Genomic DNA, 22948 nt, shown 5'->3' on the forward strand with positions numbered 1-22948 from the left:
CTGCAGCAATCAGTGAGCGTGCTCGGCTTCAGCTTTTTCGAGCTGAGCCTTCAGAACAAAAGAGTTCTCGACTGCGACGAATTCACCGGCATCGACGCCGAAACGGATTTCGACCTGGCGGCCGTCAGCTCGGCCGAGAACAACTTCGCGCTTCTCGAAGCCTTCATCGGTACGGACGAATACGACCTGATCCTTCTTGATGCGCTGGATGGAGGCCTTGGGCACCAGGATGCCAGCCTTCTCAGACGAACTGTTCACCGTCACGGAAGCAAAGTCGCCGGGACGCCAGTTACCGCCGTCATTGGGGATTTCGACAAGGACCTTGGCCAGCCGGGTCTCACGATCGATGACCGGGCTGACGAAGACGACTTTGCCCTTGGCCGGATTTGCCTGGCCTTCGATGTTGACGACCTCGCCTTCCTTGACGAAGGCGAGGTCGCCGGGAGCCACCGAGGCCTCGACCCAGACAGCCGATAGGTCGGCGATGGTGAAGAGTTCGGTCTCGGCGGGTACGGAGGCGCCAATGGCTCCGCGGCGCTCGACCACGCGACCCGCAATCGGGCTGCGGATTTCGAGGATTTGCAAACCCGAGCCGCTACCGCTCATGCGTGCCAGGTCCGTCGGGTTGAGACCCAGCGCCGCAAGCTTCTGGCGGGCCAAGTCGACACGAATGCGGGCTTCTTCCAGGGCAGTCCGAGCCGTCAGGAAATCCTGCTCGGAAGAGATTTTCTTCTCCCAGAGGTTCTTTTCCCGGTCGTGAGTGTTACGGGCCAGCGCTTCGGTGCGCTGGGCAGCCAGCAGCTCGCCTTTCACCTCGGCGATTTCCCGGCTCTCGATGGTCGCCAGCAACTCGCCCTTGGCAACGGTGTCACCCAGACGCTTTTTCAGGTCGATCACAACGCCGGACGCCTTGGCCGCCACAATCGCCATGCGGTCGGGATTGGCCGTCACGGTGCCCGGGAAGGTCGTGGTGCGGACCAGGTCACCCTCGGTGGCCTCGGCAACGGTAATGCCGGACTGCTGGATCTGCTCGGCCGTCAGCTTGAGCGGGTCGCCTTCTTCCTCGCCTTCACCATGGCCATGGCCACCGCCAGTCTTGCCGTGACTGTGCCCACCGGCTTCTTCCTCATGATGACCGCCAATCAGGCCGGTCTTCACGGCTACGACCGATCCGCCGATGCCCAGAGCGATGCCCAGGATCAGGGCGATGATGGTATTGCGCATGGTGTTCTCCGAGAAATCAGTAAGTGCGGCCAACAAGGCGCATCAGTTCGATACGAGCCAGGTGATAGTCGCGCAGCGCAGTGGCATGCTGGGCTTTGACGTCGAACTGGGTCCGCTGGGCATCCAGCAGGTCGAGGAAGCCGAACTTGCCAGCGGAATAACCTTCACGGGCAGCAGCAGCAGCTTCATCGGCAGCAGGTATAATCGTCTTGCCCATGGCTTCGGCTTCGCTATGCGCCGCCAGCAGCGTCTGTCGGGCGCGCGCCAAGTTGCCGAGCAACGTCAGCCGCATGGCATCGGCCTCGGCTTCAGCCCGATTCAGATCTTGGCGGGCACGCAAGATGTTTCCGCTGTTCTGGTCGAAGACCGGGATGGGAATAGACAAGCCCACCACCAGGGCATTGCCGCCATCTTCGTTGTACCGACGCATACCCGCTCGGAGCGTCGGGTCCGGCACACCGGCAGCGCGCTCGCGGTCCACGCCAGCGCGCGCTTGGGCGATTGTCGCGTTTAGCCGGGCAAAGTCCGGATTCTCGGCCAGTGCGGCTTCATTGGGGCTTACATCGGGGACATCGCCGATACGATCGAACCAGCCAGAATTCAGCGCCAACGTGACATTCGGCACTCCCAGCAAGGCTGTCAGAGCGGCCCGACTGCCCTGTAGCTCGCGCTGTGCTTTCTGGCTTGCGACCTGAGCCGCCGCCAAAGTGATGTCGGTTTTGCGAGACTGGACGGGAGACTCTCGGCCGTTCTGGACACGCTCACGGATGGCGCCCGCCAACGACTGAGCGTTCTTCAGCCGGTCGTCCTCCAGGGCCACCAGGCGAGCCGCGTACAGTGCGCCGATATACGCCTTGGCGACCTCGTCTCGCAGGGCGAGCTGGTCGGCCGTGCGGTCGTGGGTAGCGAGCGTCAGTCCGGCTTCGGCAGCATCAATGCGGGCCTGCCGTTTACCGCCAATCTCGATACGCTGGGACAGGCCTGCCGTCAGCTCGATGTTGTTGGTGCCGCGATACTCCTTACTGCCCGCAAAGTTCTCGGCATCGACGAATAGCTCGGGGTTCGGCCAAGCACTGGCCTGCATGCGGTCGCCTGTCGCTCCTTCGCGCCGGGCATCGGCCGCGCGAATGCGAGGTGAAGCATGCGGTCGCCTGTCGCTCCTTCGCGCCGGGCATCGGCCGCGCGAATGCGAGGTGAATTGGTCTCGGCAATGCGCAGGGCATCGTCGAGCGTGCGAATTTCGACCGTCTGCGCATAGGCAGTTGAGGTCAGCGCCACGCAGAGTGCGAGCGCGGAAAGGCTGTAGAAGCGCATGGAATCCTCGGACAGACACAGGTTTCCCGGTGCAGACACACCAGGTCGTGTTCAGAGTCGAAGGATCAGGCTTTGGGAGGTTCTAGAAGGCCGTCAGGCTGCGCAACGGCAAGGCCGTTGTCGTTAAGGGCCAGGAGCTTGGGCGCCGTGGGCATGGAGTGATTCAGGCTGGCCACGGTATGCGGCAGGCCACGACCATGCTGTTCACAATGGGAAGCACAGTTCTGGCTTCCATTGGCACCTGGCTTGGATTTATCGATATCGACCTGCGACGCACTATCGCCCGACTGGAACGCCGATACCGTCGTTTGGTCATTGAAACCGGCGACCATGTCCGGATGCTCTAGATGCCAGGCGCCGACAGTCGCGCTGAACAGCATGCCAAGCACAGTGACAATGACGGCGAAACGCCGACCTGCCAAAAAATGCCTGAAAATACCGATTTTCATTGATTTTGTTTGCCTGGGGATACGCTTACTTGACGTTCAGATTGTACTGAGCCTTGCCAACTTCCTTACCACCATCAGCAAGGGTTGTCATGGCCCGAACATTCCCGGCGGCGGGGCTTGCGGCCTTGCCAACCAGCTTATTGCCTTCGGGCTTCAGCTCGACCGTGCTCTCAGCGTTGTTCACGAAGAGGCGCACATTGGCCGACATAGAGGCCGTCGGGTTCATCGGCTTATGGTCCTTGATGACATAGAGATGGACGTCGCTACCCTTGACGACCAGCTCGCCTTCGTAAGAACCGATTTTCTTGACCTGGCCACCGTATTTCGCCTCGTCCGCCTGCGCCGAAACGGCGAAAGCGAATAGGCCTGCGGCGACCAATGCACTCAGTTTCCTCATTCGACACCTCCATGTTTGAGGGACATACAGAACTAGCGACGGAAGATTACGCTGGCAAGTCACGGCGTTGTCAGGCTGCTGCGACGCTTCGCCGCCGCAATACTGTTACATCCGCTCTTGCGACCGAGGGTGAATACCATCCCAAAGAATATAGGCGACACCGGCGAAAATGGCGACGTCCGCCAGATTGAAAGCGGGCCAGTGCCAGCCGAAGGCATGGAAATCCAGAAAGTCGGTCACGGCCCCGTGCCGATATCTATCCAGAACATTGCCGACGGCACCCCCAATGATAAGCCCAAGCCCAGCGGATGTGATCCAAGAGGCTTCTCGCCAGAGCCACCACAGGAGGTAAGCGATGACTACGAGAGCAAACATCGACAGTGCCCACCAAGGTATATGGCCGCCGAGCAGGCCAAAGCTGACGCCGTCATTGCGCACCAGGATCAGATTGAAGAATGGGGTCACCTGAATGGCCCAGGTGGAATCACCTGAGCCCGCGGCAAGGGTAATTGCCTTACTTGCCTGATCCAGGAGGAGCGCGGCGGTGCCCCATACAAATCCTGCAATACGCGGCGTCACAGCGATGTTTTACCTGCTCTGGCCAAGTCACTTCGCGCATCCCGCACAATCGACCAGGCCGATTGCAGGAACAGTCCTGCTATAACGATGGCAACGACCAGATCCGGCCATGCCGAATCCGTCCAGGCGACCACGCCAGCAGCAACGACAACGGCGGCATTGCCGATGGCATCATTCCGGCTGAATAGCCAAACAGCTCTGACATTGGCATCGCCCGCACGATGCGGCACCAGGACAGCAGCAGCCGCGACATTTACAGCAAGTGCGATAAGGCCGAACAAGCCCATCAACTCAGCTTCCGGCGTATGCAAGACCAGAACCCGATAGGCCGTATTGGCAAGGACTGCGAGCCCCAGTGCGCCAAGAAACAGGCCCTGGATGAGAGCCGAACGCGCACGCCACGCCAAACTCCACCCTATAGCCAGTAGCCCGAGGAATGTGATGAGACCATCGCCCAGGAAATCGAGCGCATCGGCCTTCAGTGCTTGAGAACCAGACCAGAAACCGCCCATCGCTTCCACGATGCCGTAGCCAACATTCAGCAGCACAACAATCCAGAGCGCGCGCCGATAAGCTGGTGCAACATGCGATATGTCTTTCGGCAGCTCATCGTTTTCGCCATCCGTTACGGTATCCAGGCGCTGAAGGTGATAGCCCAGACCTGTCACCGCCCGCTCGACTTCAGGCAGTTGTACCGCCGGTTCCGCAACGTCGAGCGTCATGATCTGAGACGCGATTGATACCCTGACATCGTTAACACCAGTTATCTTTCGAGTGGCGCCTTCAATCTTGGTGGCACAACTGGAGCAATCCATACCGGTCACGCGGTACTGAATATCAGATGCCTTCGGTGCAGCCGTGGTGGACATGATTACCTGATGATTGCGTTTCGGATGCGGGCGACATTCCGGTTCATCACATGCCGGATGTAGTGGATGTAGAACCATCGTTTCCAGCCCCTGATATTCGTACCGACCTTGGCGTAAAACTCGTCAGGGGTATTGAATAGACCGAAATCGTGATTGATGCCTTTATCCTGGATATAGGTATCTCGGCCCGTCCATGCTGTCTTCGGATTGCGGAAATCGGCGGTGGACACGCCGTATCCGCAGAAACTTCCGGAGCAGTCAGGAAAACGGGCCTGAAGCTGCCGCAGATATTTGTTATCCAGGATCAAGCCTTCGAGATTCAACCAGCGGCCATCAATCTGAACCTCGACCCAGCTGTGCAAAATGTTGGCGGGCGCCAGCAGATAGAACAGGCCAGTGACCGCGCCCTTCTGAAGGCGCTTGTGAATGGTGAAGCCGTGGAATCGGCAGGAGATGCCGACCGCGCGCAGCAGCGCCATGAAGAGGGTCGCCTTGGTGTTGCATTGACCGTAGCCGTCAGCCAGCACGGCTGACGCCGGAATATCGTCGTCGGTGTTGTAGCCGAACAGGATTTCGTCACGGACGAACTCATAAATTGCCTGCACGCGGTCTTCGCGAACCATGTCGCGCCAGCCGCGCTCGGCAATCAAGGCCACGATGCTGGGATGGTCGAAGTCGAGCAACGGCGTGCGCTCCAGCAATTCGCACACGCATTCGGCTTCGTTGGGCGTTACGGGCTGGTGGCCGCGGAAAGCAATGTCGGTCGCAAGCATGGTGCGCCTGTTGATTTGATTTCACTTCGGACACCGTACAGCCTACAACTATTGTAGGTTCAAGCGGTGATTTCACCTGCCGTAGACGAGTTCACAATATGAAAAATCAATCACTTACGATTGGACAGCTTGCCGACCAGAGCGGCTGCTCTGTCCAGATTGTCCGTCACTATGAAGAGGAAGGCCTGCTACCAGAGCCTCCCAGGACGGCAGGCAATCAGCGCCGATATGGCGCCAATCATCTCCGACGCCTGCAATTCATCAGGCACAGCCGGGATCTTGGCTTTTCGCTCGGGGATATCCGGGAAATCATCCGCATCTCAGACGAGCCGGACCAGAGTTGCGATGCGGTCAATGCAATCGCGCAGCAACATCTCGAAAACGTCGAGCGACGCATCTCGCAGCTCAAGGCCTTGCGTAAAGAGCTGAAGCGGATGGTTGGTGAATGTGGCTCCGGCAAAGTCGCTGAATGCCGCATCATCGAAACACTGGCGGACTTTGGACATGCCCATTGCCGTCATGACCAGGCGTGAGTTTGATCTCAGGAGCATGGCGATCCTATACCTTCGGTTTACAAACCCGAAGGTCTGCCAAAGGCTAGCACCGACCGCAGGTAATATTCGGGAAATATCTTACTGCTCTGTAGCTCGCCGAGCCTAAAGCCCTGGAGATCAATGAAAATTTTTTACACGAGAAAGAAATCGGTCGATAATATCTGGCTTCGCACATATGGCCAATTTGGACTTGCACGGTCCTGGAATATATTGACCTCAGCCATTTCTCGGGCGACCAACCAACGGGAAGCCTGAAACAAATGACCGAAGGCACATTCCTCCCACAAGACCTTACGCAAGCCTTCATCGCATCCGACCTCGAAAGCGAGCGGATAGCATCGATCATTCGCGCCATCATCCTGGTGACGCTGCTGGCCGCAGTTTTTACGGCACGCACGCAGGAAGCAGATCACCGGCCACTGGAGTTGGCCGTGCTGGTTTACGGCATCGGAACCATTGGGGGCCTGTATGCGGCCTGGAGGAAGTATCATCACGCCATCCTACCCTATTTCCTGGTCGGCTTCGACATCATCACCTTGACGACTGCCATCGTCATGATCGGGGCGGAATTAGGCATTTCGCCAATTGACGCTTTCACGCTGCCGATCTCTGGCCTGCTTGTCGTAGTCTTCCTCCATGCGTCACTTCGCTACAACCCTTGGCTGGTGGTGTTTGCGGCCGGCATCCTGGCGACAGTGGTCCTGATCGCGTCAATGGTCAGCAAAGTTGATGACTCTGGCTTCCATACGGATGCGGCAGGGCATCTGATGCACTTCAGAGTTTTTCCGATCATCATTTTCCTGCTGACCATGGGCATTCTCGCGGTAACGACCGCGCGAACCAGGCGACTGATTGCCAATGTCTATGTCAGCACCAGTCGGGCCGCCACCTTGTCTCGCTACTTTTCCCGCGACGTCGCTGAAGAGCTGATGAACAGGCCATCTGGAACACCTGAGTTTGGCGATCGCATCCGCGCCGCGGTGCTGTTTGCCGACTTGCAAGGCTTCACCGCCATGGCGGAGGCGATGGATCCTGGCGAGCTTGCCAAGTTCGTTTCGGACTTCAGGGAGCGGATTTCCAGGCCAGTATTGGCCAATGGCGGTGTGGTCGATAAATACATCGGCGACGCCGTCATGGCGGTCTTCGGCGCACCACGACAGGCGCCGGAAGATGCAAAGCGGGCCATACTCTGTGCTCTGTCGATGGTCGATGAAATCGAGGCCTGGTCCCGGGAACGCAAAAATCTGGGCAAGCCGCCCATTCGTATCGCGATTGGTGGGCATTTCGGGGATGTGTTCGCAGGCGTGATCAGCGATGGCACGCATCTGGAATATACCGTCATTGGCGATACCGTGAATGTCGCCAGCCGTCTCGCGCGATTACCGCGTGCCTTGGAGACACCGCTGGTTCTCTCGACTCCGCTTGTCGAGGCGGCAGGTTACCACGATGCCAGGCTTGTGGCGCTGCCGCCGCAACCGCTTCCCGGCCACCCCAAACCGATGCCAGTGCATAAGCTTTCAGGCTGACGAGCTTGGGAGCAGCTTCAGCCTCATCTCCGGCAGACATGCCTTGACCTTCCCACGCAGGAAGGCCGTAAGGCTGGAGCGGCAAGGAGATACCCGATGACTGACCTTACCGTTCCCGACATGACCTGTGGTCATTGCGAGGCCAGTATCCGCAAGGTGGTTGCCGCTTTGCCTGGCGTCGATGACATCGTCGTCGATCGCCCGAACAAGCGCATTTCCGTGCGTGGCTCAGTGTCTGACGATGCGGTTCGCAAGGCCATCGAAAATGCTGGCTTCACGCCAAAGACAGCGTCGGCGTGACCTCCTGACAGGTTCCGTTCATTTGATGCGGACGGCACGCAGTCGCAAAGCGTTGGCAATCACACTCACCGACGATAGGGCCATGGCGGCCGCAGCAATAACAGGTGACAGAAGCATTCCAAAAGCCGGATACAGCACCCCGGCTGCGATCGGTACACCCGCTGCATTGTAGATGAAGGCGAAGAACAGGTTCTGTCGGATGTTCCGCATGGTCGCGGCCGAGAGGTGGCGGGCCTTCACGATGCCCTGAAGATCGCCCTTCAGCAGGGTGACGCCGGCACTTTCGATGGCGACGTCCGTCCCGGTCCCCATGGCAATGCCGACATCGGCGGCCGCAAGCGCGGGTGCGTCGTTCACGCCATCGCCGGCCATGGCCACCACACGGCCTTCGCCGCGCAGGCGCTCGACGATGGCGCTCTTGCGGTCCGGCAGCACATCGGCCTCTACCTCTTCGATCCCGAGGCGTCGCGCCACGGCTTCGGCCGTGATGCGGTTGTCGCCCGTCAGCATAACGACATGGATGCCATCTTCGCGCAGGGCGGCAAGCGCTGCTGGCGTCGTCTGCTTGACCGGATCGGATATCGCCAGGATACCGGCCACCTCCTGGTCGATGCCAAGATAGATGGCGGTTGCGCCGTCCTGGCGGAGTTCATCGGCCTGGTGACTGAACCGCTCCGCCGGCAGGCCGTGGCTGCGCAGGAAGTCAGCGTTGCCGATGACGACCTGATGGCCATCGATCCGTCCGACCACGCCTTTGCCGACCGGGCTGTCGAAGTCGGTCGCCGTGCCGAGCGCCATGCCGCGTTCAGCCGCCAATTGTACAATCGCCTGAGCCAGTGGATGCTCACTGCTCCGTTCGAGACTGGCTGCGAAATAAAGCAGTCTGTCCTGGCCAATCTGGGCCGTTGTGCGGATCTGGGTGAGCTTTGGCTTGCCTTCGGTCAGCGTTCCGGTCTTGTCGACCACGATGGTATCGACTTTTTCCATCCGCTCGAGTGCTTCTGCATTCTTGATCAGGACGCCGAGCTGGGCACCGCGCCCGACCCCGACCATGATCGACATTGGCGTCGCCAGGCCAAGCGCGCAGGGACAGGCGATAATCAGTACGGATACAGCAGCTACCAGTCCAAAGGTGAGGCGCGGCTCCGGGCCCCAGACAGCCCAGGCAGCAAACGCGAGGATCGCTACCACGATGACGGCAGGCACGAACCAGCCGGCAACGTCGTCGGCAAGGCGCTGGATCGGGGCCCGACTGCGCTGGGCCTGCGCCACCATCTGGACGATCCGGGACAGCATGGTGTCATGGCCGACCTTATCGGCGCGCATGACGAATGACCCGGTCTGATTCATGGTTCCCGCGATCACCTTGCTGCCAGCTTCTTTGGTGACGGGCATCGATTCACCGGTGACCATGGATTCATCCACGGCACAGCGGCCCTCCAGTACCTCGCCATCGACCGGCACCTTTTCGCCGGGCCTGACTCGCAAACGATTCCCGACCTGGATCAATTCAGCAGGAATGTCCTCATCCGAGCCATCCGCCGCGATGCGCCTAGCCGTCTTCGGTGTCAGGTCCAGCAGGGCCTTGATCGCACCCGATGTCTGCTCACGCGCCCGCAATTCCAGAACCTGGCCGAGCAGGACCAGCACAGTGATGACAGCTGCCGCCTCAAAATAGACTGCGACGGCGCCATCTGGCCCGCGAAAAGCCGGTGGAAAGAGGCCTGGATGAATGGTTGCTACCAGACTGTAGGCCCAGGCAATGCCTGTCCCCATGGCGATCAGGGTGAACATATTCAACTGGCGGGTTGCAATGGACACCGCACCGCGCTGGAAGAAGGGCCAGCCCGCCCACAGAACGACAGGTGTTGCCAAGACCAACTGGATCCAGTTCGACATCTGCTGCCCGACGACATGCAGGTTCAAGAGATGCCCGCCCATCTCGAGCATGAAGACGGGGATAGTCAGCCCCAGCCCGATCCAGAATCGCCGGGTCATATCGATCAGCTCGGGATTGGGCCCGCTGTCTGCCGAGACGATTTCCGGCTCAAGCGCCATGCCGCAGATCGGGCATGAGCCAGGCCCGGGCTGACGGATCTCAGGGTGCATCGGGCAGGTATAGATGGTACCCGCCGCAGCCGGCGGCATGGCCGGCTTTACCTGCCTGGTCGTGTAACGGGCCGGATCAGCAGTGAACTTGGATTTGCAGCCGCCCGAGCAGAAGAAATAAGGCCGCCCCTCATGCTCTGCCTGATGAGCGGTTTTTGCCGGGTCGACCTGCATGCCACAGACCGGATCCCTCACTGTGTCCGGCGTGTCATGCTGATGACCGTGAGCATGATTATGTGCGGCTGGATCATGCCCATGATGATGGTCGTGGCTCGAATGGTCGTGGCGGCTGGTGTCGTTCATGTTTTTCTCGTCTCGGTCAGTCGCTGTGGCAGTTGCCGGATTCGCGAATACTGCGCAGGGTATTTGTGCGATCGAACTCCATCCGCACCCGGCAATGATGCAGACGCGGCGAAGGCGATCGGGGTGTCGCTGACGGAAGGCGATGTTCATCCATGATATAGGTCAGCACCTGTCGGTCATTGATCCAGGTCTCTGCATCCGGCGATCCATACCGCTTGAGGATGTCTGCTCTGGGCAAGCCGATCAGATCATCGAATCTTGATGGCGTACCTGTCGCACAGGCAGCAGAAAGTATTGGCAGCAGCAGGATGAGGACCCGGATCGACATGATCAGCCTCCGCAATTTCTGCAGGCAAGAATCTGCTCCGATCAATGATCGAGCAGTCTTTAAGTTGGGTCCTTAACAATCAGAATATCGGAAAACTCATATTTTTCAAACGCGAAGCCGCCTGAGCCGACAGCCAGGCATGGTTTGCTCTAAAATTGGTAACCTCTCGTTCCGGCCTTGACCTTGCCATGCTGGAAGGTTGTATCGTGCTCCCCATGATGTCCAGTCAGACACAGATGACGCTTTCGCCGTGGCGGCGCCTTGCCGCCACTTTGGCGTTGTTTGCGCTTCTGTTTGCCGGGACCGTCTCCTCGCTTTCGCACAGCATGGCGATGGCAGCGACATCGAATACGATGATTACCGCTGTCTCCGGATCTCCTGGGCATGATCACGCAGATCAGGCCTCGGTGGCCGGTCATGATCATCAAGGTGTCAAAACCTCGAAGATCGATGCGACCACCGCCCATGAATTGGGCCTGCCGCATGATCACGATGCCATGGCAACCAGTGGCGACAGCGCACCTGGCAATTGCGATCAGGGCTGCATCCTGTGCAAGGACTGTGCGCTCTGCGGCCTGTTTGCATTCGGCGAACGGCCACTGACGGCCTTCGTGGCCTATTACGCGGGCTATGCACTGCCGGCGACCCAGTCGCCCGCAAGCCTTACGCCCGCACTTCCCTCCGAGCCTCCTCGAGTCTGATCGACGCCTGAGGATCGCCCCGCAGCACTACCTGCGGTCGATCATCCTTTCGTCGTTCAACTTGATGAGGCTTTTCCATGTCTTCCTTGAGCTTTCGGTCAGCCCTTCTGGGCATGACCATGGGCCTTGTAGCGCAAGCTGCAGGGGCCGCAGAGCCGCCGGCCGGCCTGCTTGATCCGAATGCGCCGACCGCGCCGCTTCCCTATCAGTCCGCCTTCAGCGGCTATAAGCGCTCTCAATTCGAGGGCAAGACCGATTGGCGCAAAGCAAATGACACCGTGCGGGATGTCGGTGGCCATGTGGGGGCCATCAAATCGGACAGCACCGACGAGATGCCGGCCAAGGCCACGAGTGATGCAGCTCCGGCGGCCGGCGGCCATGCCGGACACGGCAAGTGAGGTCCGCCATGATGACCCAAGCCATTACCATGCGCCGCCTCACCGCGAGCGTTGCCCTTGTCGCCTTACTGGGCGCCTGCGCCGGCCCGGTTGCCAATCGTGCCTTCAAGGAGGTCGCATCCACCACGGAACAGCGCATCGGCCAGAAGCCGGTCTGGATCAAGTCCGAGGAGGATGAGGTCAAGGTCCGCAAGACCATCGACGAATTGCTGGCCAAGCCGTTGAGCGCCGATGACGCGGTCCAGGTCGCCCTGCTGAACAATCGCCGGCTGCAGGGCAACTTCTCCGAGCTCGGCATCGGCGCTGCCGATCTGACCAGCTCCTGGCGGCCAGAGAATCCTGGCTTCAGCTTTGCCCGACTGAGGCGTGGCCAGGAGATCGAGATCGAACGTTCGATCGGGATCGACGCCCTCAGCTTGCTGGTGTTGCCGATCACGGCCAGCATCGAAAGCCGGCGGTTCGAGCGGACAAAACTCAATACTGCCACCGAAGTGCTGTCGCTGGCGGCCCAGACGAAGCGGGCCTGGTATGAGGCTGTGGCTGCCGAACAGACTGCTAAATATGTAGCCCAGGTCCGCGAGACGGCCGAAGTCCAGGCCGAACTAGCCCGCCGCATGCGCTCCGTCGGCAACTGGAACACGCTCGACTATGTCCGCGAGCGAATCTTCTATGCCGATGCCACAGCCCGCCTGGCCAGGAGCCGGGTGATGGCCACGGCTGCCCGTGAGCGGCTCGGCCGTCTGATGGGTCTGTGGGGCAACGATATGGCCTACAAACTGCCGGACCGGCTGCCCACCCTGCCTGGCAGCCCGCGCAGCGTAGAGAATATCGAAGCCAAGGCGATCACCGAACGCCTCGATATCCAGATGGCCAAGGCCGACGTGTCCGCCCTGCAGAAGTCCTATGGGCTGACCAATGCGACCCGCTTCGTGAATGTCCTCGAAGTCGGTTTCCAGCGGAACAGCCAGAGCGAGGCCAAGGACCAGACCGGATACGAGGTCAGCTTCCAGGTTCCGCTGTTCGACTTCGGTGACGCCAAGGCGACCAAGGCCGAGCAGTATTATCTGCAGGCGGTGCATCGCCTGGCCGACACGGCGGTCAATGCCCGTTCGGCTGCGCGTGAGGCCTGGCTTGGCTACCAGACCAACTATGAGCTCGCCAAGCACTATCAGGACGAGGTCATCCCGCTACGCCAGAAGGCGTCCGAGGAGATGGTGCAGCGTTACAACGGGATGCTGATCAGCGTATTCGAACTGCTGTCAGACGCCCGTGACCAGATCGCCGATGTCACTTCGGCGCTGGAAGCGCAGCGCGATTTCTGGATCGCCGATACCGACCTCACCTTTGTGACCATCGCGCCCGTCGAAGCCGGCACACCGGCTGGCGGCAATGCTGTTGCCGCTGCCCGCGCCGGCGGCGGTCACTGAACTTCTGGAGATACGAGCATGTTCACCCGACGCAATCTCTTTTCTGCCGCCGCCACCGGTATCGCCGCTGCGGCCGTTAGCCGCTCGGCGCTCGCCGCCCTGCCGGAACCGGCCTATCCGGCCGGCCCCAAGACCGAGCCGCCGCCGTTGCCCAGCACCGGCCGGCCGTTCAATCCGGTCGTGACCCTGAACGGCTGGTCCGCGCCCTGGCGCATGAACGGCAAGTGGAAGGAATTCCACCTGGTCGCCGAACCGGTCGTGCGCGAACTTGCCCCCGGCATGAAAGCCAATCTGTGGGGCTATAACGGCCAGTCACCTGGCCCAACGATTGAAGCCGTCGAAGGTGATTGGGTCCGGCTGTTTGTCACCAACAAGCTGCCGGAACACACCACCATCCACTGGCATGGCCAAATCCTGCCGGCCGGCATGGATGGTGTCGGAGGCTTGAACCAGCCGCAGATCAGGCCAGGCGAGACGTACGTGTACGAATTCCAGCTGAAGAAATCCGGCACCTTCATGTACCATCCGCATGCCGACGAGATGGTGCAGATGGCCATGGGCATGATGGGCATGTTCATCGTGCATCCGCGCGACCCGAACCAGTACCGGGTGGACCGCGACTTCGTCTTCCTGATGAACGCCTACGACATCGAACCGGGTGCGGCAACACCCAAGGTCGCAGAGATGACCAACTTCAATCTCTGGACCTGGAACAGCCGTGTCTTCCCCGGCATCGACACTCTGCCGGTGCGGATGGGCGATCGGGTGCGAATCCGGTTTGGCAACCTCACCATGACCAACCACCCGATCCACATGCATGGCTACGATTTTGCGGTCACCTGCACCGATGGCGGTTGGGTACAGCCATCGGCACGCTGGCCAGAAGTCACCATCGACTGCCCGGTCGGTGCCATGCGGGCATTTGAGTTCGACGCCGTGCATCCGGGCGACTGGGCTTTCCACTGCCACAAGTCGCACCACACCATGAACGCCATGGGCCATGACGTGCCGACCATGATCGGCGTCGATCATCGCGGCATCTCCAAGCGCATGGTCTCGCTCATTCCCGACTACATGACCATGGGTGAGCGCGGCATGGCCGATATGGGCGAGATGGAAATGCCGCTGCCCGACAACACCCTGCCGATGATGACCGGCACTGGTCCGTTCGGGCCGATCGAGATGGGCGGCATGTTCACCGTCGTGAAGGTCCGCGAGGGTCTGGCCCGCGGCGATTACAAGGATCCCGGCTGGTACAAGAACCCGCCCGGTACGGTTGCCTACAAGTACAACGGCGACGTTAACAAGCGCGGCTGAAGAGCCGTAACACTGCAGAAGGAAAACTCAATGCTCTCGAATCATCGCAAAATGATGCTCATGCTGGTCAGCGGCACGCTTAGCCTGGCGGCCGTCGCTGTCTCCGCAGCACCTGGCCATAGCGGCGGCCACGGTCATGACGACAAGAAGGGTGCCTACGATGGCCATGCCGCAGCCTTGGGCGAGCCTGGCGATCCGAAGGCCAATGCCCGGGTCATCAATGTCAACATGACGGACGAGATGCGCTTCAGCCCTGCGACCGTGATGGTCTCCCGCGGCGAGACGGTCAAGTTCGTGGTGAAGAACAGCGGTCAGCTTAAGCATGAGATGACGCTGGGCACCATGGATGAGCTGGTTGAGCATGCCACGGTGATGGAGAAGAACCCGGAGATGGAGCATGACGATCCCAATGCGGTGACCGTCGATCCAGGCAAGACCAAGACCATCCTGTGGAAGTTCACCAAGGCAGGTACCTTCGATTATGGCTGCCTGGTTCCGGGCCACATGCAGGGTGGCATGAAGGGCAAGATCATCGTCCGCTAATCAGGAAGGTCATTATGTCCAACATCAGTTCCGTCGTGATTCTTCTGGTCCTGGCCGGGTGCGCCGCGCAGTCGAATCCACCCTTTCCGGTGGATCAGGCGGCCTGCGTAAAGCTTAGCCGGGCCGGCACGGCAGAGTACCGCCAATGCATCACGGATCGAGTAACGGCCTATGACGAGCGCTCGAACCGCTGGCGCGTTGAACAGTCAAACTGAAAAGGAGTTGCATCATGAAAAAGCTTATCCTCGCCGCCGCCGTGTTTCTGGCTCTTGGTGGAGCTGGCCTTGACGCTTTTGCCCAGATGATGGGCAAAGGAGAAGGTGAAATCCGCAAGGTCGACAAGGACGCCAGCAAGATCACCATCAAGCATGGCCCGATCGAAGGCATGGATATGCCGGGTATGACCATGGTCTTCCAGGTGCGGGATTCGAGTCTGCTGGACAAGGCCAAGGTCGGAGAGACGGTCAATTTCACTGTGACCAAGGACAGTGGCGCCATGGTCGTGACCTCGGTCGAGCCCAAGAAATAAAGGGCCGGCAGAGGCCTCCCCTGATCCGGACGGCGCCGTCGTGGGTCCTTCGGTCCGCCATTCGGTTAGGGGAGGTTTTGCTGGACATCGCCCATGCCGCTTAAGCTTAATTCCGTCTCTTTTCAGGTGACCAGCCGCATGAAGGTCTGGCGTGACCATCATCATGTACCTCGGCGTCACGCTGCATGGGCGCTCATGCTGTTCGTTCTTGTGCTGCTGCTCCCACCAGCAGTTCGTGCCCATACGGAATTCGGTCCCCAGATCGATGTCGACCACGCCTTGATCGAGCCGCGCAACGGCACAAGTGCGGTCCTGAAATTCAGTATCCATAACAATACAGGCAGCATCATCCACCTGCTGCGTGTCGACACGCCGATCGCATCCGGCAGCCGGATCATGTTCAATCCCGGCGATGGGCGCCAGCTGCAGCTGGACTCACTTGGCGTGAAACCAGAGCAGGCCCTCGATTTCGCCACATCCCATATGTGGGTCGAACTGACCGGGTTGCGTGAAACACTGCGCAACGGCGTGCATGTCCCCTTGCGCCTCATTTTCAATGCCGGGCAATGGGTCGACGTGGTCGGTGATGTCGGGCCGCATCATGATCATTGATGATCTACCCGCGCTGGAATGCCCGTCCGACCTGCGTCACTTTGCCGTTGGGAACCGGGCAGAGTCGGTGTAGACTATGCCCATGACCGCCGGTTGGGCTAAAGCGCTCCGTCTTTTGGTCGCCATCGGGCTTCTGCTGGGCCCTCTGGCGCCGATGAGTGCCAATTGCGCGCCGGCCAATGATGCCAGCACAGTTCAGTTGGAAATCATCCAGGCCTTGGCACCAGGTCACGATTGCTGCGACGAAGCCGATCAGGCCGGTCTCAATGGCAATGCTGATCTGTCGAAATGCAAGGTTGGTTGCATCGCTATTCCGGGCGTGAGCCTGCCTACGCAATCCGCCATGACCCGACTTACTGTTGTGGCTGAACCATCGTTCGTCGGCCGTGGCATCGCCGACTGGCTGCCGCCGCCGCTCTACGATCCGCCGATCCTCCGCTCCTGACCTGACCCACGGCCCGGCCTGCCGGGCCATGTCTGACGTCTGGAAACGGAGCATTTTCCATGTTCGAAGCTTTTGTATGGCGTGGTGCCATTGGCGCCATGCTGATGCTGGTTGCCACGATCGGCATCCCGGTTATGGCTCAACCGACGCTCGCACAGCCTGCTTTGGGCAGCGAGTTGCCCTTGCTGCTGGCGACGGCACGCAGCCAGCATCCCGATATCGCGTTCGCAGCCCTTGAGCGCGACATGGCGATGGCCCGCGCCTCAGCGGCCGACAGCCTTGCCGACCCAACCTTCCGGGTCGAATTCAACGACAACACGCGCTCATCCGGCCTGCTGCCCGACCAGCTTGGCTACCGCAAATACATGCTGGAACAGAGCTTCCCATTGGGTGGCAAACGCGACTTGCGCCGCAACATCGCCGATGCCGATACGGCGGATGCGCAGGCGCGTCAGGAGCTGGTTGCCAACGAACTGGTCGCGCGGATCAAAGCGGCCCAGGCACAGCGTTTTCTTGCTCAAGCGGGTCTGCGCATCCTCAATGAACAGCGTGGCCTGCTGGACCGCATTGTCGAGGCAGCAGATCGTGGCTATGCGCAAGGGCGGATCGGACAGGAAGGTGCGCTCAACAGCCGCCTGGCCCGGAACCGGCTCGAAACCGAGATTGCGCGCCTGCAGGGCGATGTACGCCAGTTCGATGCCCGCCTGAATGGGCTGCTTGGCAGAGATGCTGGTGCCGACCTGCAGCCGCCGCTCGGGCTGGCTCCGATGCCGAGGCCCGAGCGGCTGCAGTTCGACAGCCTGATGATCGAAGCGCTCGACCGCAACCCGCAATTCCGTCAGCTGGCCGCCCGCGGCACCGGCGCCGATGCCAGGCGGCGGCTTGCCGATGCCGACTGGGTGCCAGACGTGTCGCTTGGCGTAGGTACGATCGAACGGGATCTCGGGGTCCGGGCCTATGAGGCTTATGTCACCCTGAACATTCCGCTGCGCGGCGGTCTGCGGGATGCCAAGAAGAACGAGGCGATTGCCGAACAGAGCGCTGTTCGGGTCCAGCGCCAGGCCATTGAACTGGAACTGGCCGCAACTCTGCGCGAGATGCTGGCCGGTCTGGAGGCTCAGCGGCGCATCGAGAGTTTAAGTGGTGGCAGCATCCTGTCCCAGGCTCGGGCAGCCCTGACTGCCCAGTTGCGCGCCTATGAGCAGGGTAGCGGCGGCTTCGCTGACCTGGTTCAGGCGCAGAGCCGGCTGCGCGAAGTCGAACTGGATGGCATCCGGGCCCAGGCCGAACAACGCCGGCTGCTGGCCGAAATCGAACGTCTGGTCGGAGGTGACCTATGATTCGCCCTCAATTCATCCTGGCCGGCGTCGCGATTGCGACACTGGCTGGTGTTGGCGGCTACGCCCTGGGAACGCACGGCCTACCAGCAGCAATTCGTGGCAAGGACACCACTATGTCAGCCATGACATCGAGCCAGCCGGCTGGAGAAGCGCAGAAGGCTGAAAAGAAGCTGCTCTATTTCCGCAACCCGATGGGCCTGCCTGATGTCTCCCCCACCCCAAAGAAAGACTGGATGGGCATGGATTACATCCCTGTCTATGAAGGTGAGGAAGAAGGACCTGATCGCGGCATCAAGCTCAGTCCGCAGAAGATCCAACTGCTCGGCGTCCGCACCGAAGATGCCCGCAGCCGCATGCTGTCCAGGCCGGTGCGCGCGACTGCAAGCTTCCAGTTCGACGAACGCCGCCAGGTCGATGTGACGGTCAAATACGAGGCCTGGATCGAGAAACTGCTCGTCAATGCGACCGGCGAGCCGGTCAAGGCCGGCCAAACCATGATGCTGGTCTACAGCCCGGCCATGGTGCAGGCCCAGGAGGAATACCTGCTGGCCGCACGCCTGCGCGATGAGGCACCTTCCGATGACCGGGCCGTGCGCAATGACGCGGAACGCCTCGTCCAGGGGGCGCTGGCACGGCTGCGCAACCTCGATCTGCCCAAAGCTGTCCAGGACCGCCTGGTACGCATCGGCCAGGTCAGCCGGCAATTCGCCATTGCCGCCCCCATGCAGGGTCTCGTGATGGACAAGGCCGTGGTCGAAGGCATGCGCATCATGCCAGGCGAACGGCTTTACCGCCTGGTGGATGACAGCCAGCTCTGGTTGCAGGCTGAGGTATACGAGCAGGACCTGGGTCTGATCAAACCGGGCCAGCCGGTCGAGATCGCAGTGAATGCCTATCCCAACCGCAAATTCGCCGGCAAGGTCGCCTTCATCTATCCGACGGTGAACCGCGACACCCGCACCGCCCGGGTGCGAATCGAGGTGCCCAATCCGGATGGTGCGCTCAAGGCCGAGATGTATGCCTCGGTGCTGCTGAATACCCAGGCCGTCACCGAAGAGACGCTGGCCATCCCCGAAAGCGCGGTGATCGACAGTGGCCGACGCCAGATCGTCATCGTCGATATCGGCATGGGCCGGTTCGATCCGCGCGAGGTCAAGCTGGGGGCCCGCGGTGATGGCTATATCGAAGTGCGCGACGGTCTAGATGAGGGCGAGGCCGTGGTGGTGCAGGCGAACTTCCTGCTGGATGCCGAAGCCAATCTGAAAGCGGCCCTGCAATCATTTGCACCGCCATCGGCAGCGCAGTCGGGCCAGGAGGCGCCGAAATGATTGCCGCCCTGATCCGCTGGTCGACCCGCAACATCTTCCTGGTGCTGTTTGCAACCCTGTTCCTGAGCGCGGCCGGCCTTGTTGCACTAAGCCGGCTGCCGCTCGATGCCATCCCGGACCTCTCCGATACCCAGGTCATCGTTTACACCGAATATCCGGGTCAGGCGCCGCAGGTGGTGGAGGATCAGGTCACCTACCCGCTCACCTCGGCCATGCTGAACGTGCCCCGTTCCAAGGTGGTGCGCGGCTTCTCATACTTTGGGGTGTCTTTCGTCTATGTGATTTTCGAGGAAGGCACCGACCTCTACTGGGCGCGCAGCCGGGTGCTGGAATACCTCAATTTCGCCACCAAACGGCTTCCCGCCGGCATCACTCCAGCACTCGGCCCCGATGCGACCGGTGTGGGCTGGGTCTACCAGTATGCCGTCACCGGGGCACAGAAGACGCTGGCCGAGCTGCGCAGCCTGCAGGACTGGAATTTCCGTTACCAGCTGGCCAAGTCCGATGGTGTGGCCGAGATCGCCTCTGCGGGCGGCTTCGTGAAGCAGTATCAGGTCGTGGTCGATCCCCGCAAACTGCAGGCCTTTAACATCCCGCTCGAGCGGGTCGCCGAGGCGATCCGGCAGAGCAACCGGGATGTTGGCGGCCGGGTGATCGAGATGGCCGAGACCGAATTCATGGTCCGTGGCCGTGGCTACCTGCGCAACCTGTCCGATATCGGCCAGATCGTCCTGAAGTCGGAAGGCGGCACGCCGGTGCGGCTCTCCGATGTGGCCCGTATCGAATTGGGGCCGGATGAGCGCCGCGGCATCACCGAGCTGAATGGCGAAGGCGAAGTGGTGAGCGGCACCGTCATCCAGCGAGCCGGCCAGAATGCGCTTGCCGTGATCGACGGGGTTAAGGCGCGCATCCAAGAGATGAAGGCAAGCCTGCCCGAAGGCGTCGACATCGTGACGGTCTATGATCGCTCGGAACTGATCCGGCGGGCCGTCGCCACGCTTAAATCGACCCTTGTGGAGGAGTCGATCGTGGTGGCGCTCGTCTGCTTCATCTTCCTGCTGCATATGCGCAGTGCGCTTGTCGCCATCGTCACCCTGCCGGTCGGCATCCTGATCGCGATCATCCTGATGGAGGCTTTCGGCATCACCTCCAACATCATGAGTTTAGGGGGCATTGCGATCGCGGTTGGCGCCATGGTCGATGCTGCCATCGTGATGATCGAGAATGCCCATAAACGGCTGGAGCGGGCCGGCCCGGAGGCTGATCGTGTCAAGGTGCTGACCGAGGCGGCCGTCGAGGTCGGACCGTCGCTTTTCTTCAGCTTGCTCATCATCACGGTGTCCTTCATCCCGATCTTCGCGCTCGAAGCCCAGGAAGGCCGGCTGTTCAAGCCGCTGGCCTATACTAAGACCTTCGCCATGGCTGGTGCGGCTCTCCTTTCCGTGACGCTGGTGCCAGCACTGATGGTACTGCTGATCCGCGGCAAGATCGTGCCCGAGCACCGCAATCCGGTGAACCGGCTGCTGATTGCAGCCTACCGGCCGGTGATCGACCTCGTGCTCCGCGCCAAAGGGGTGACGATTGCGATCGCCGTCCTGGCCTTGGGCCTGAGCTGGATTCCGCTTTCCCGCATCGGTACGGAATTCATGCCGAACCTGAACGAGGGTACCATCCAGTACATGCCCGTCACCCTGCCGGGGCTGTCGATCGCCAAGGCAGCCGAGCTGGTGCAGACCCAGAACAAGATCATCAAAAGCTTCCAGGAGGTGGAAAGTGTCTTTGGCAAGGCCGGCCGCATAAATTCGGCGACCGACCCAGCACCGACCGAGATGTTCGAGACCGTGATCAACCTGAAACCGCAGTCGGAATGGCGGCCAGGTGTGACCGTGGACAGCCTGATCCGGGAGATGGATCAGGCACTGCAGATCCCAGGTGTTTCGAACGCCTGGACCATGCCGATCAAGATGCGCACCGACATGCTCTCGACCGGCATCCGTACCACGCTTGGGATCAAACTGTTCGGACCTGACCTGGTCGAACTCGATGGGCTCGCCAGAAAGATCGAGACCAGCCTGCGCAAGGTCCAGGGGACATCGAGTGCCTTTGCCGAGCGTGTGATCGGCGGCTACTACCTCACCATCGAACCGGACCGTCTGGCGCTCGCCCGGCATGGTGTATCGATCGACACCGTGCAGAACGTCATCGCCATGGCACTGGGCGGCGAGATGGTCACCAGCACTGTGGAAGGCCGGGAGCGCTATGGCGTGATTATCCGCTATCCGCGCGAGCTGCGTTCCAGCCCCCAGGCCATTGCGCGTGAGGTGCTGGTACCGCTGCCCAACGGCGCCATGGTGCCGCTGGGGCAGCTGGCCAGCACCCGGCTGGAGCAGGGTCCGACCGGGATCCGCACCGAGAATGCCCAGCTCGCGGTCTATGTCTTCATCGACATGCAGGGCCGCGATATCGGCTCCTATGTGGCAGACGCCCAGGCGTTACTGGCCCGCGAGATCCAGTTGCCGAAGGGGGTGACGCTCGCCTGGAGCGGTCAGTACGAGCATCTGGAACGTGCCAAGCAGCGCCTGCGCATTGTCGTTCCGGCGACGCTTTTCGTGATCATGCTGCTGCTCTACCTCAACTTCCGGCGCATGACGGAAACCCTGATCGTGATGCTGAGCCTGCCTTTTGCCCTGATCGGCGGACTCTGGCTGATGGATTGGATGGGGTTCAACTTCAGCGTGGCCGTTGCCGTCGGCTTCATTGCGCTGGCCGGCGTCGCCGCCGAGACCGGAGTGATCATGCTGATCTACCTCGACCATGCACTTCGCGACCGGAAGGCGCTCTGTCACAGCGAGGGACGGGCGTTCACACAGGCGGACCTGCGGGCGGCAATCATCGAGGGCGCCGTTGACCGCGTGCGACCCAAGGCCATGACGGTGATTACCATCATGGCAGGCCTGCTGCCGATCCTGTGGATCACCGGCACGGGCTCGGAGGTGATGCAGCGTATCGCCGTACCGATGATCGGTGGCATGGTCTCATCCACCTTGCTGACGCTGATCGTCATTCCGGCGATCTATGCCCTGATCAAGCAGCGCAACATTCCAAAGATGTGAAGGAGACCACCATGAATCGACGCAGTTTTCTGGTACTGACGCTTTCTGCAACAGCCCTGCCCGTACTCCCGGCGCGGGCAACGGACACAGTCCATGTGCTGAAAACCTCAAGCTGCGGCTGCTGCAACGCCTGGATCACCCATCTGCGCAAGGCTGGCTTCCCGGTCACGGCCAAGGATGTGCCGATGGCGCTGCTCAACCAGGAGAAGCTGAGTGCCGGCCTCACGCCTGAGCTGTCCTCCTGCCATACCGCGCGCGTCGGCGGTTATGTCATCGAAGGCCATGTCCCAGCCGTTGATATCCAGCGCCTGCTGCGCGAACGGCCGGACGCGCTTGGCCTGACGGTGCCCGGCATGCCGGAAGGCTCGCCCGGCATGGAGACCGGGAAGGCAGATCCATACGACGTCCTGCTGTTTGCGAAGGGTGGAACGACCACAGTCTATTCGCGTTACTCTTAGGCCGGTCTGATC

The 22948-nt window shown here is 60.9% G+C and carries 25 protein-coding genes; 16 read left to right on the top strand and 9 right to left on the bottom strand.

Features of this window, described 5'->3' with window-relative positions; translation table 11 throughout:
• Window positions 1-9: 9 nt before the first annotated feature.
• From ACQY7X_RS11805 to ACQY7X_RS11835, 7 genes are all read right to left on the bottom strand, one after another.
• Window positions 10-1224, bottom strand: coding sequence for an efflux RND transporter periplasmic adaptor subunit (locus ACQY7X_RS11805; RefSeq protein ID WP_341982574.1), 1215 nt, complete (start codon window positions 1222-1224; stop codon window positions 10-12).
• A 16-nt stretch (window positions 1225-1240) separates the two neighbouring features.
• Entirely contained in the window at window positions 1241-2308 is a 1068-nt protein-coding gene (locus ACQY7X_RS11810; RefSeq protein WP_428245440.1) for a TolC family protein, read from the bottom strand.
• 295 nt (window positions 2309-2603) lie between these two features.
• On the bottom strand, window positions 2604-2987 hold the full coding sequence (locus ACQY7X_RS11815) for a hypothetical protein (protein WP_341982570.1): 384 nt from the start codon (window positions 2985-2987) through the stop codon (window positions 2604-2606).
• Between the two features lie 25 nt (window positions 2988-3012).
• Window positions 3013-3384: a hypothetical protein gene (locus ACQY7X_RS11820; protein ID WP_341982567.1), complete on the bottom strand. Its 372-nt coding sequence runs from the start codon at window positions 3382-3384 to the stop codon at window positions 3013-3015.
• 105 nt (window positions 3385-3489) lie between these two features.
• Complete coding sequence (gene lspA / locus ACQY7X_RS11825) at window positions 3490-3963, bottom strand: signal peptidase II (protein WP_341982565.1); 474 nt, start codon at window positions 3961-3963, stop codon at window positions 3490-3492.
• The gene (locus ACQY7X_RS11830) at window positions 3960-4832 is read right to left on the bottom strand and encodes a cation transporter (protein WP_341982564.1); all 873 of its coding nucleotides are present in this window, start codon (window positions 4830-4832) and stop codon (window positions 3960-3962) included. The genes lspA and ACQY7X_RS11830 overlap by 4 nt, the downstream gene beginning before the upstream one ends.
• Window positions 4833-4834: 2 nt before the next feature.
• Complete coding sequence (locus tag ACQY7X_RS11835; protein ID WP_341982563.1) at window positions 4835-5605, bottom strand: transglutaminase family protein; 771 nt, start codon at window positions 5603-5605, stop codon at window positions 4835-4837.
• A gap of 98 nt (window positions 5606-5703) precedes the next feature.
• On the opposite strand from ACQY7X_RS11835, the gene ACQY7X_RS11840 reads away from it, so the two are divergent.
• From ACQY7X_RS11840 to ACQY7X_RS11850, 3 genes are all read left to right on the top strand, one after another.
• Entirely contained in the window at window positions 5704-6138 is a 435-nt protein-coding gene (locus tag ACQY7X_RS11840; RefSeq protein WP_341982561.1) for a helix-turn-helix domain-containing protein, read from the top strand.
• Window positions 6139-6419: 281 nt separating this feature from the next.
• Entirely contained in the window at window positions 6420-7685 is a 1266-nt protein-coding gene (locus tag ACQY7X_RS11845; protein WP_341982559.1) for an adenylate/guanylate cyclase domain-containing protein, read from the top strand.
• A gap of 96 nt (window positions 7686-7781) precedes the next feature.
• Window positions 7782-7985: a heavy metal-associated domain-containing protein gene (locus ACQY7X_RS11850; protein WP_341982557.1), complete on the top strand. Its 204-nt coding sequence runs from the start codon at window positions 7782-7784 to the stop codon at window positions 7983-7985.
• A gap of 18 nt (window positions 7986-8003) precedes the next feature.
• On the opposite strand, the gene ACQY7X_RS11855 is transcribed toward ACQY7X_RS11850, so the two are convergent.
• Window positions 8004-10268 (bottom strand): heavy metal translocating P-type ATPase, encoded by a 2265-nt coding sequence (locus ACQY7X_RS11855; protein WP_428245443.1) that lies wholly within the window; start codon window positions 10266-10268, stop codon window positions 8004-8006.
• Window positions 10269-10413: 145 nt separating this feature from the next.
• Window positions 10414-10725 (bottom strand): hypothetical protein, encoded by a 312-nt coding sequence (locus ACQY7X_RS11860; protein WP_341982553.1) that lies wholly within the window; start codon window positions 10723-10725, stop codon window positions 10414-10416.
• Between the two features lie 236 nt (window positions 10726-10961).
• On the opposite strand from ACQY7X_RS11860, the gene ACQY7X_RS11865 reads away from it, so the two are divergent.
• The 13 genes from ACQY7X_RS11865 (at window position 10962) to ACQY7X_RS11925 (ending at window position 22936) form a co-directional block, all read left to right on the top strand.
• Window positions 10962-11426: a hypothetical protein gene (locus ACQY7X_RS11865; protein WP_341982551.1), complete on the top strand. Its 465-nt coding sequence runs from the start codon at window positions 10962-10964 to the stop codon at window positions 11424-11426.
• 77 nt (window positions 11427-11503) lie between these two features.
• On the top strand, window positions 11504-11824 hold the full coding sequence (locus ACQY7X_RS11870) for a hypothetical protein (RefSeq protein ID WP_341982549.1): 321 nt from the start codon (window positions 11504-11506) through the stop codon (window positions 11822-11824).
• An 8-nt stretch (window positions 11825-11832) separates the two neighbouring features.
• On the top strand, window positions 11833-13251 hold the full coding sequence (locus tag ACQY7X_RS11875; protein WP_428245445.1) for a TolC family protein: 1419 nt from the start codon (window positions 11833-11835) through the stop codon (window positions 13249-13251).
• A gap of 18 nt (window positions 13252-13269) precedes the next feature.
• The gene (locus tag ACQY7X_RS11880; protein ID WP_341982545.1) at window positions 13270-14568 is read left to right on the top strand and encodes a copper oxidase; all 1299 of its coding nucleotides are present in this window, start codon (window positions 13270-13272) and stop codon (window positions 14566-14568) included.
• A 30-nt stretch (window positions 14569-14598) separates the two neighbouring features.
• Window positions 14599-15111 carry a cupredoxin family protein gene (locus ACQY7X_RS11885; protein WP_341982543.1) on the top strand — a complete coding sequence of 171 codons (513 nt, stop codon included), beginning with the start codon at window positions 14599-14601 and terminating at the stop codon, window positions 15109-15111.
• Between the two features lie 14 nt (window positions 15112-15125).
• Window positions 15126-15326: a hypothetical protein gene (locus tag ACQY7X_RS11890; RefSeq protein ID WP_341982541.1), complete on the top strand. Its 201-nt coding sequence runs from the start codon at window positions 15126-15128 to the stop codon at window positions 15324-15326.
• Between the two features lie 14 nt (window positions 15327-15340).
• Entirely contained in the window at window positions 15341-15640 is a 300-nt protein-coding gene (locus tag ACQY7X_RS11895; protein ID WP_341982539.1) for a copper-binding protein, read from the top strand.
• Between the two features lie 93 nt (window positions 15641-15733).
• On the top strand, window positions 15734-16252 hold the full coding sequence (locus ACQY7X_RS11900) for a copper chaperone PCu(A)C (RefSeq protein ID WP_341982538.1): 519 nt from the start codon (window positions 15734-15736) through the stop codon (window positions 16250-16252).
• 82 nt (window positions 16253-16334) lie between these two features.
• Window positions 16335-16697: a hypothetical protein gene (locus ACQY7X_RS11905; protein WP_341982537.1), complete on the top strand. Its 363-nt coding sequence runs from the start codon at window positions 16335-16337 to the stop codon at window positions 16695-16697.
• Between the two features lie 59 nt (window positions 16698-16756).
• On the top strand, window positions 16757-18037 hold the full coding sequence (locus tag ACQY7X_RS11910; protein ID WP_341982536.1) for a TolC family protein: 1281 nt from the start codon (window positions 16757-16759) through the stop codon (window positions 18035-18037).
• The gene (locus ACQY7X_RS11915) at window positions 18034-19365 is read left to right on the top strand and encodes an efflux RND transporter periplasmic adaptor subunit (RefSeq protein WP_428245448.1); all 1332 of its coding nucleotides are present in this window, start codon (window positions 18034-18036) and stop codon (window positions 19363-19365) included. The genes ACQY7X_RS11910 and ACQY7X_RS11915 overlap by 4 nt, the downstream gene beginning before the upstream one ends.
• Window positions 19362-22478: an efflux RND transporter permease subunit gene (locus ACQY7X_RS11920; RefSeq protein WP_428245450.1), complete on the top strand. Its 3117-nt coding sequence runs from the start codon at window positions 19362-19364 to the stop codon at window positions 22476-22478. The genes ACQY7X_RS11915 and ACQY7X_RS11920 overlap by 4 nt, the downstream gene beginning before the upstream one ends.
• An 11-nt stretch (window positions 22479-22489) precedes the next feature.
• Window positions 22490-22936: a DUF411 domain-containing protein gene (locus tag ACQY7X_RS11925; RefSeq protein WP_341982530.1), complete on the top strand. Its 447-nt coding sequence runs from the start codon at window positions 22490-22492 to the stop codon at window positions 22934-22936.
• Window positions 22937-22948: the final 12 nt, after the last annotated feature.

Source organism: Ferrovibrio sp., from assembly GCF_965278975.1.
In the GTDB taxonomy this organism is placed as follows: Bacteria; Pseudomonadota; Alphaproteobacteria; order Ferrovibrionales; family Ferrovibrionaceae; genus Ferrovibrio.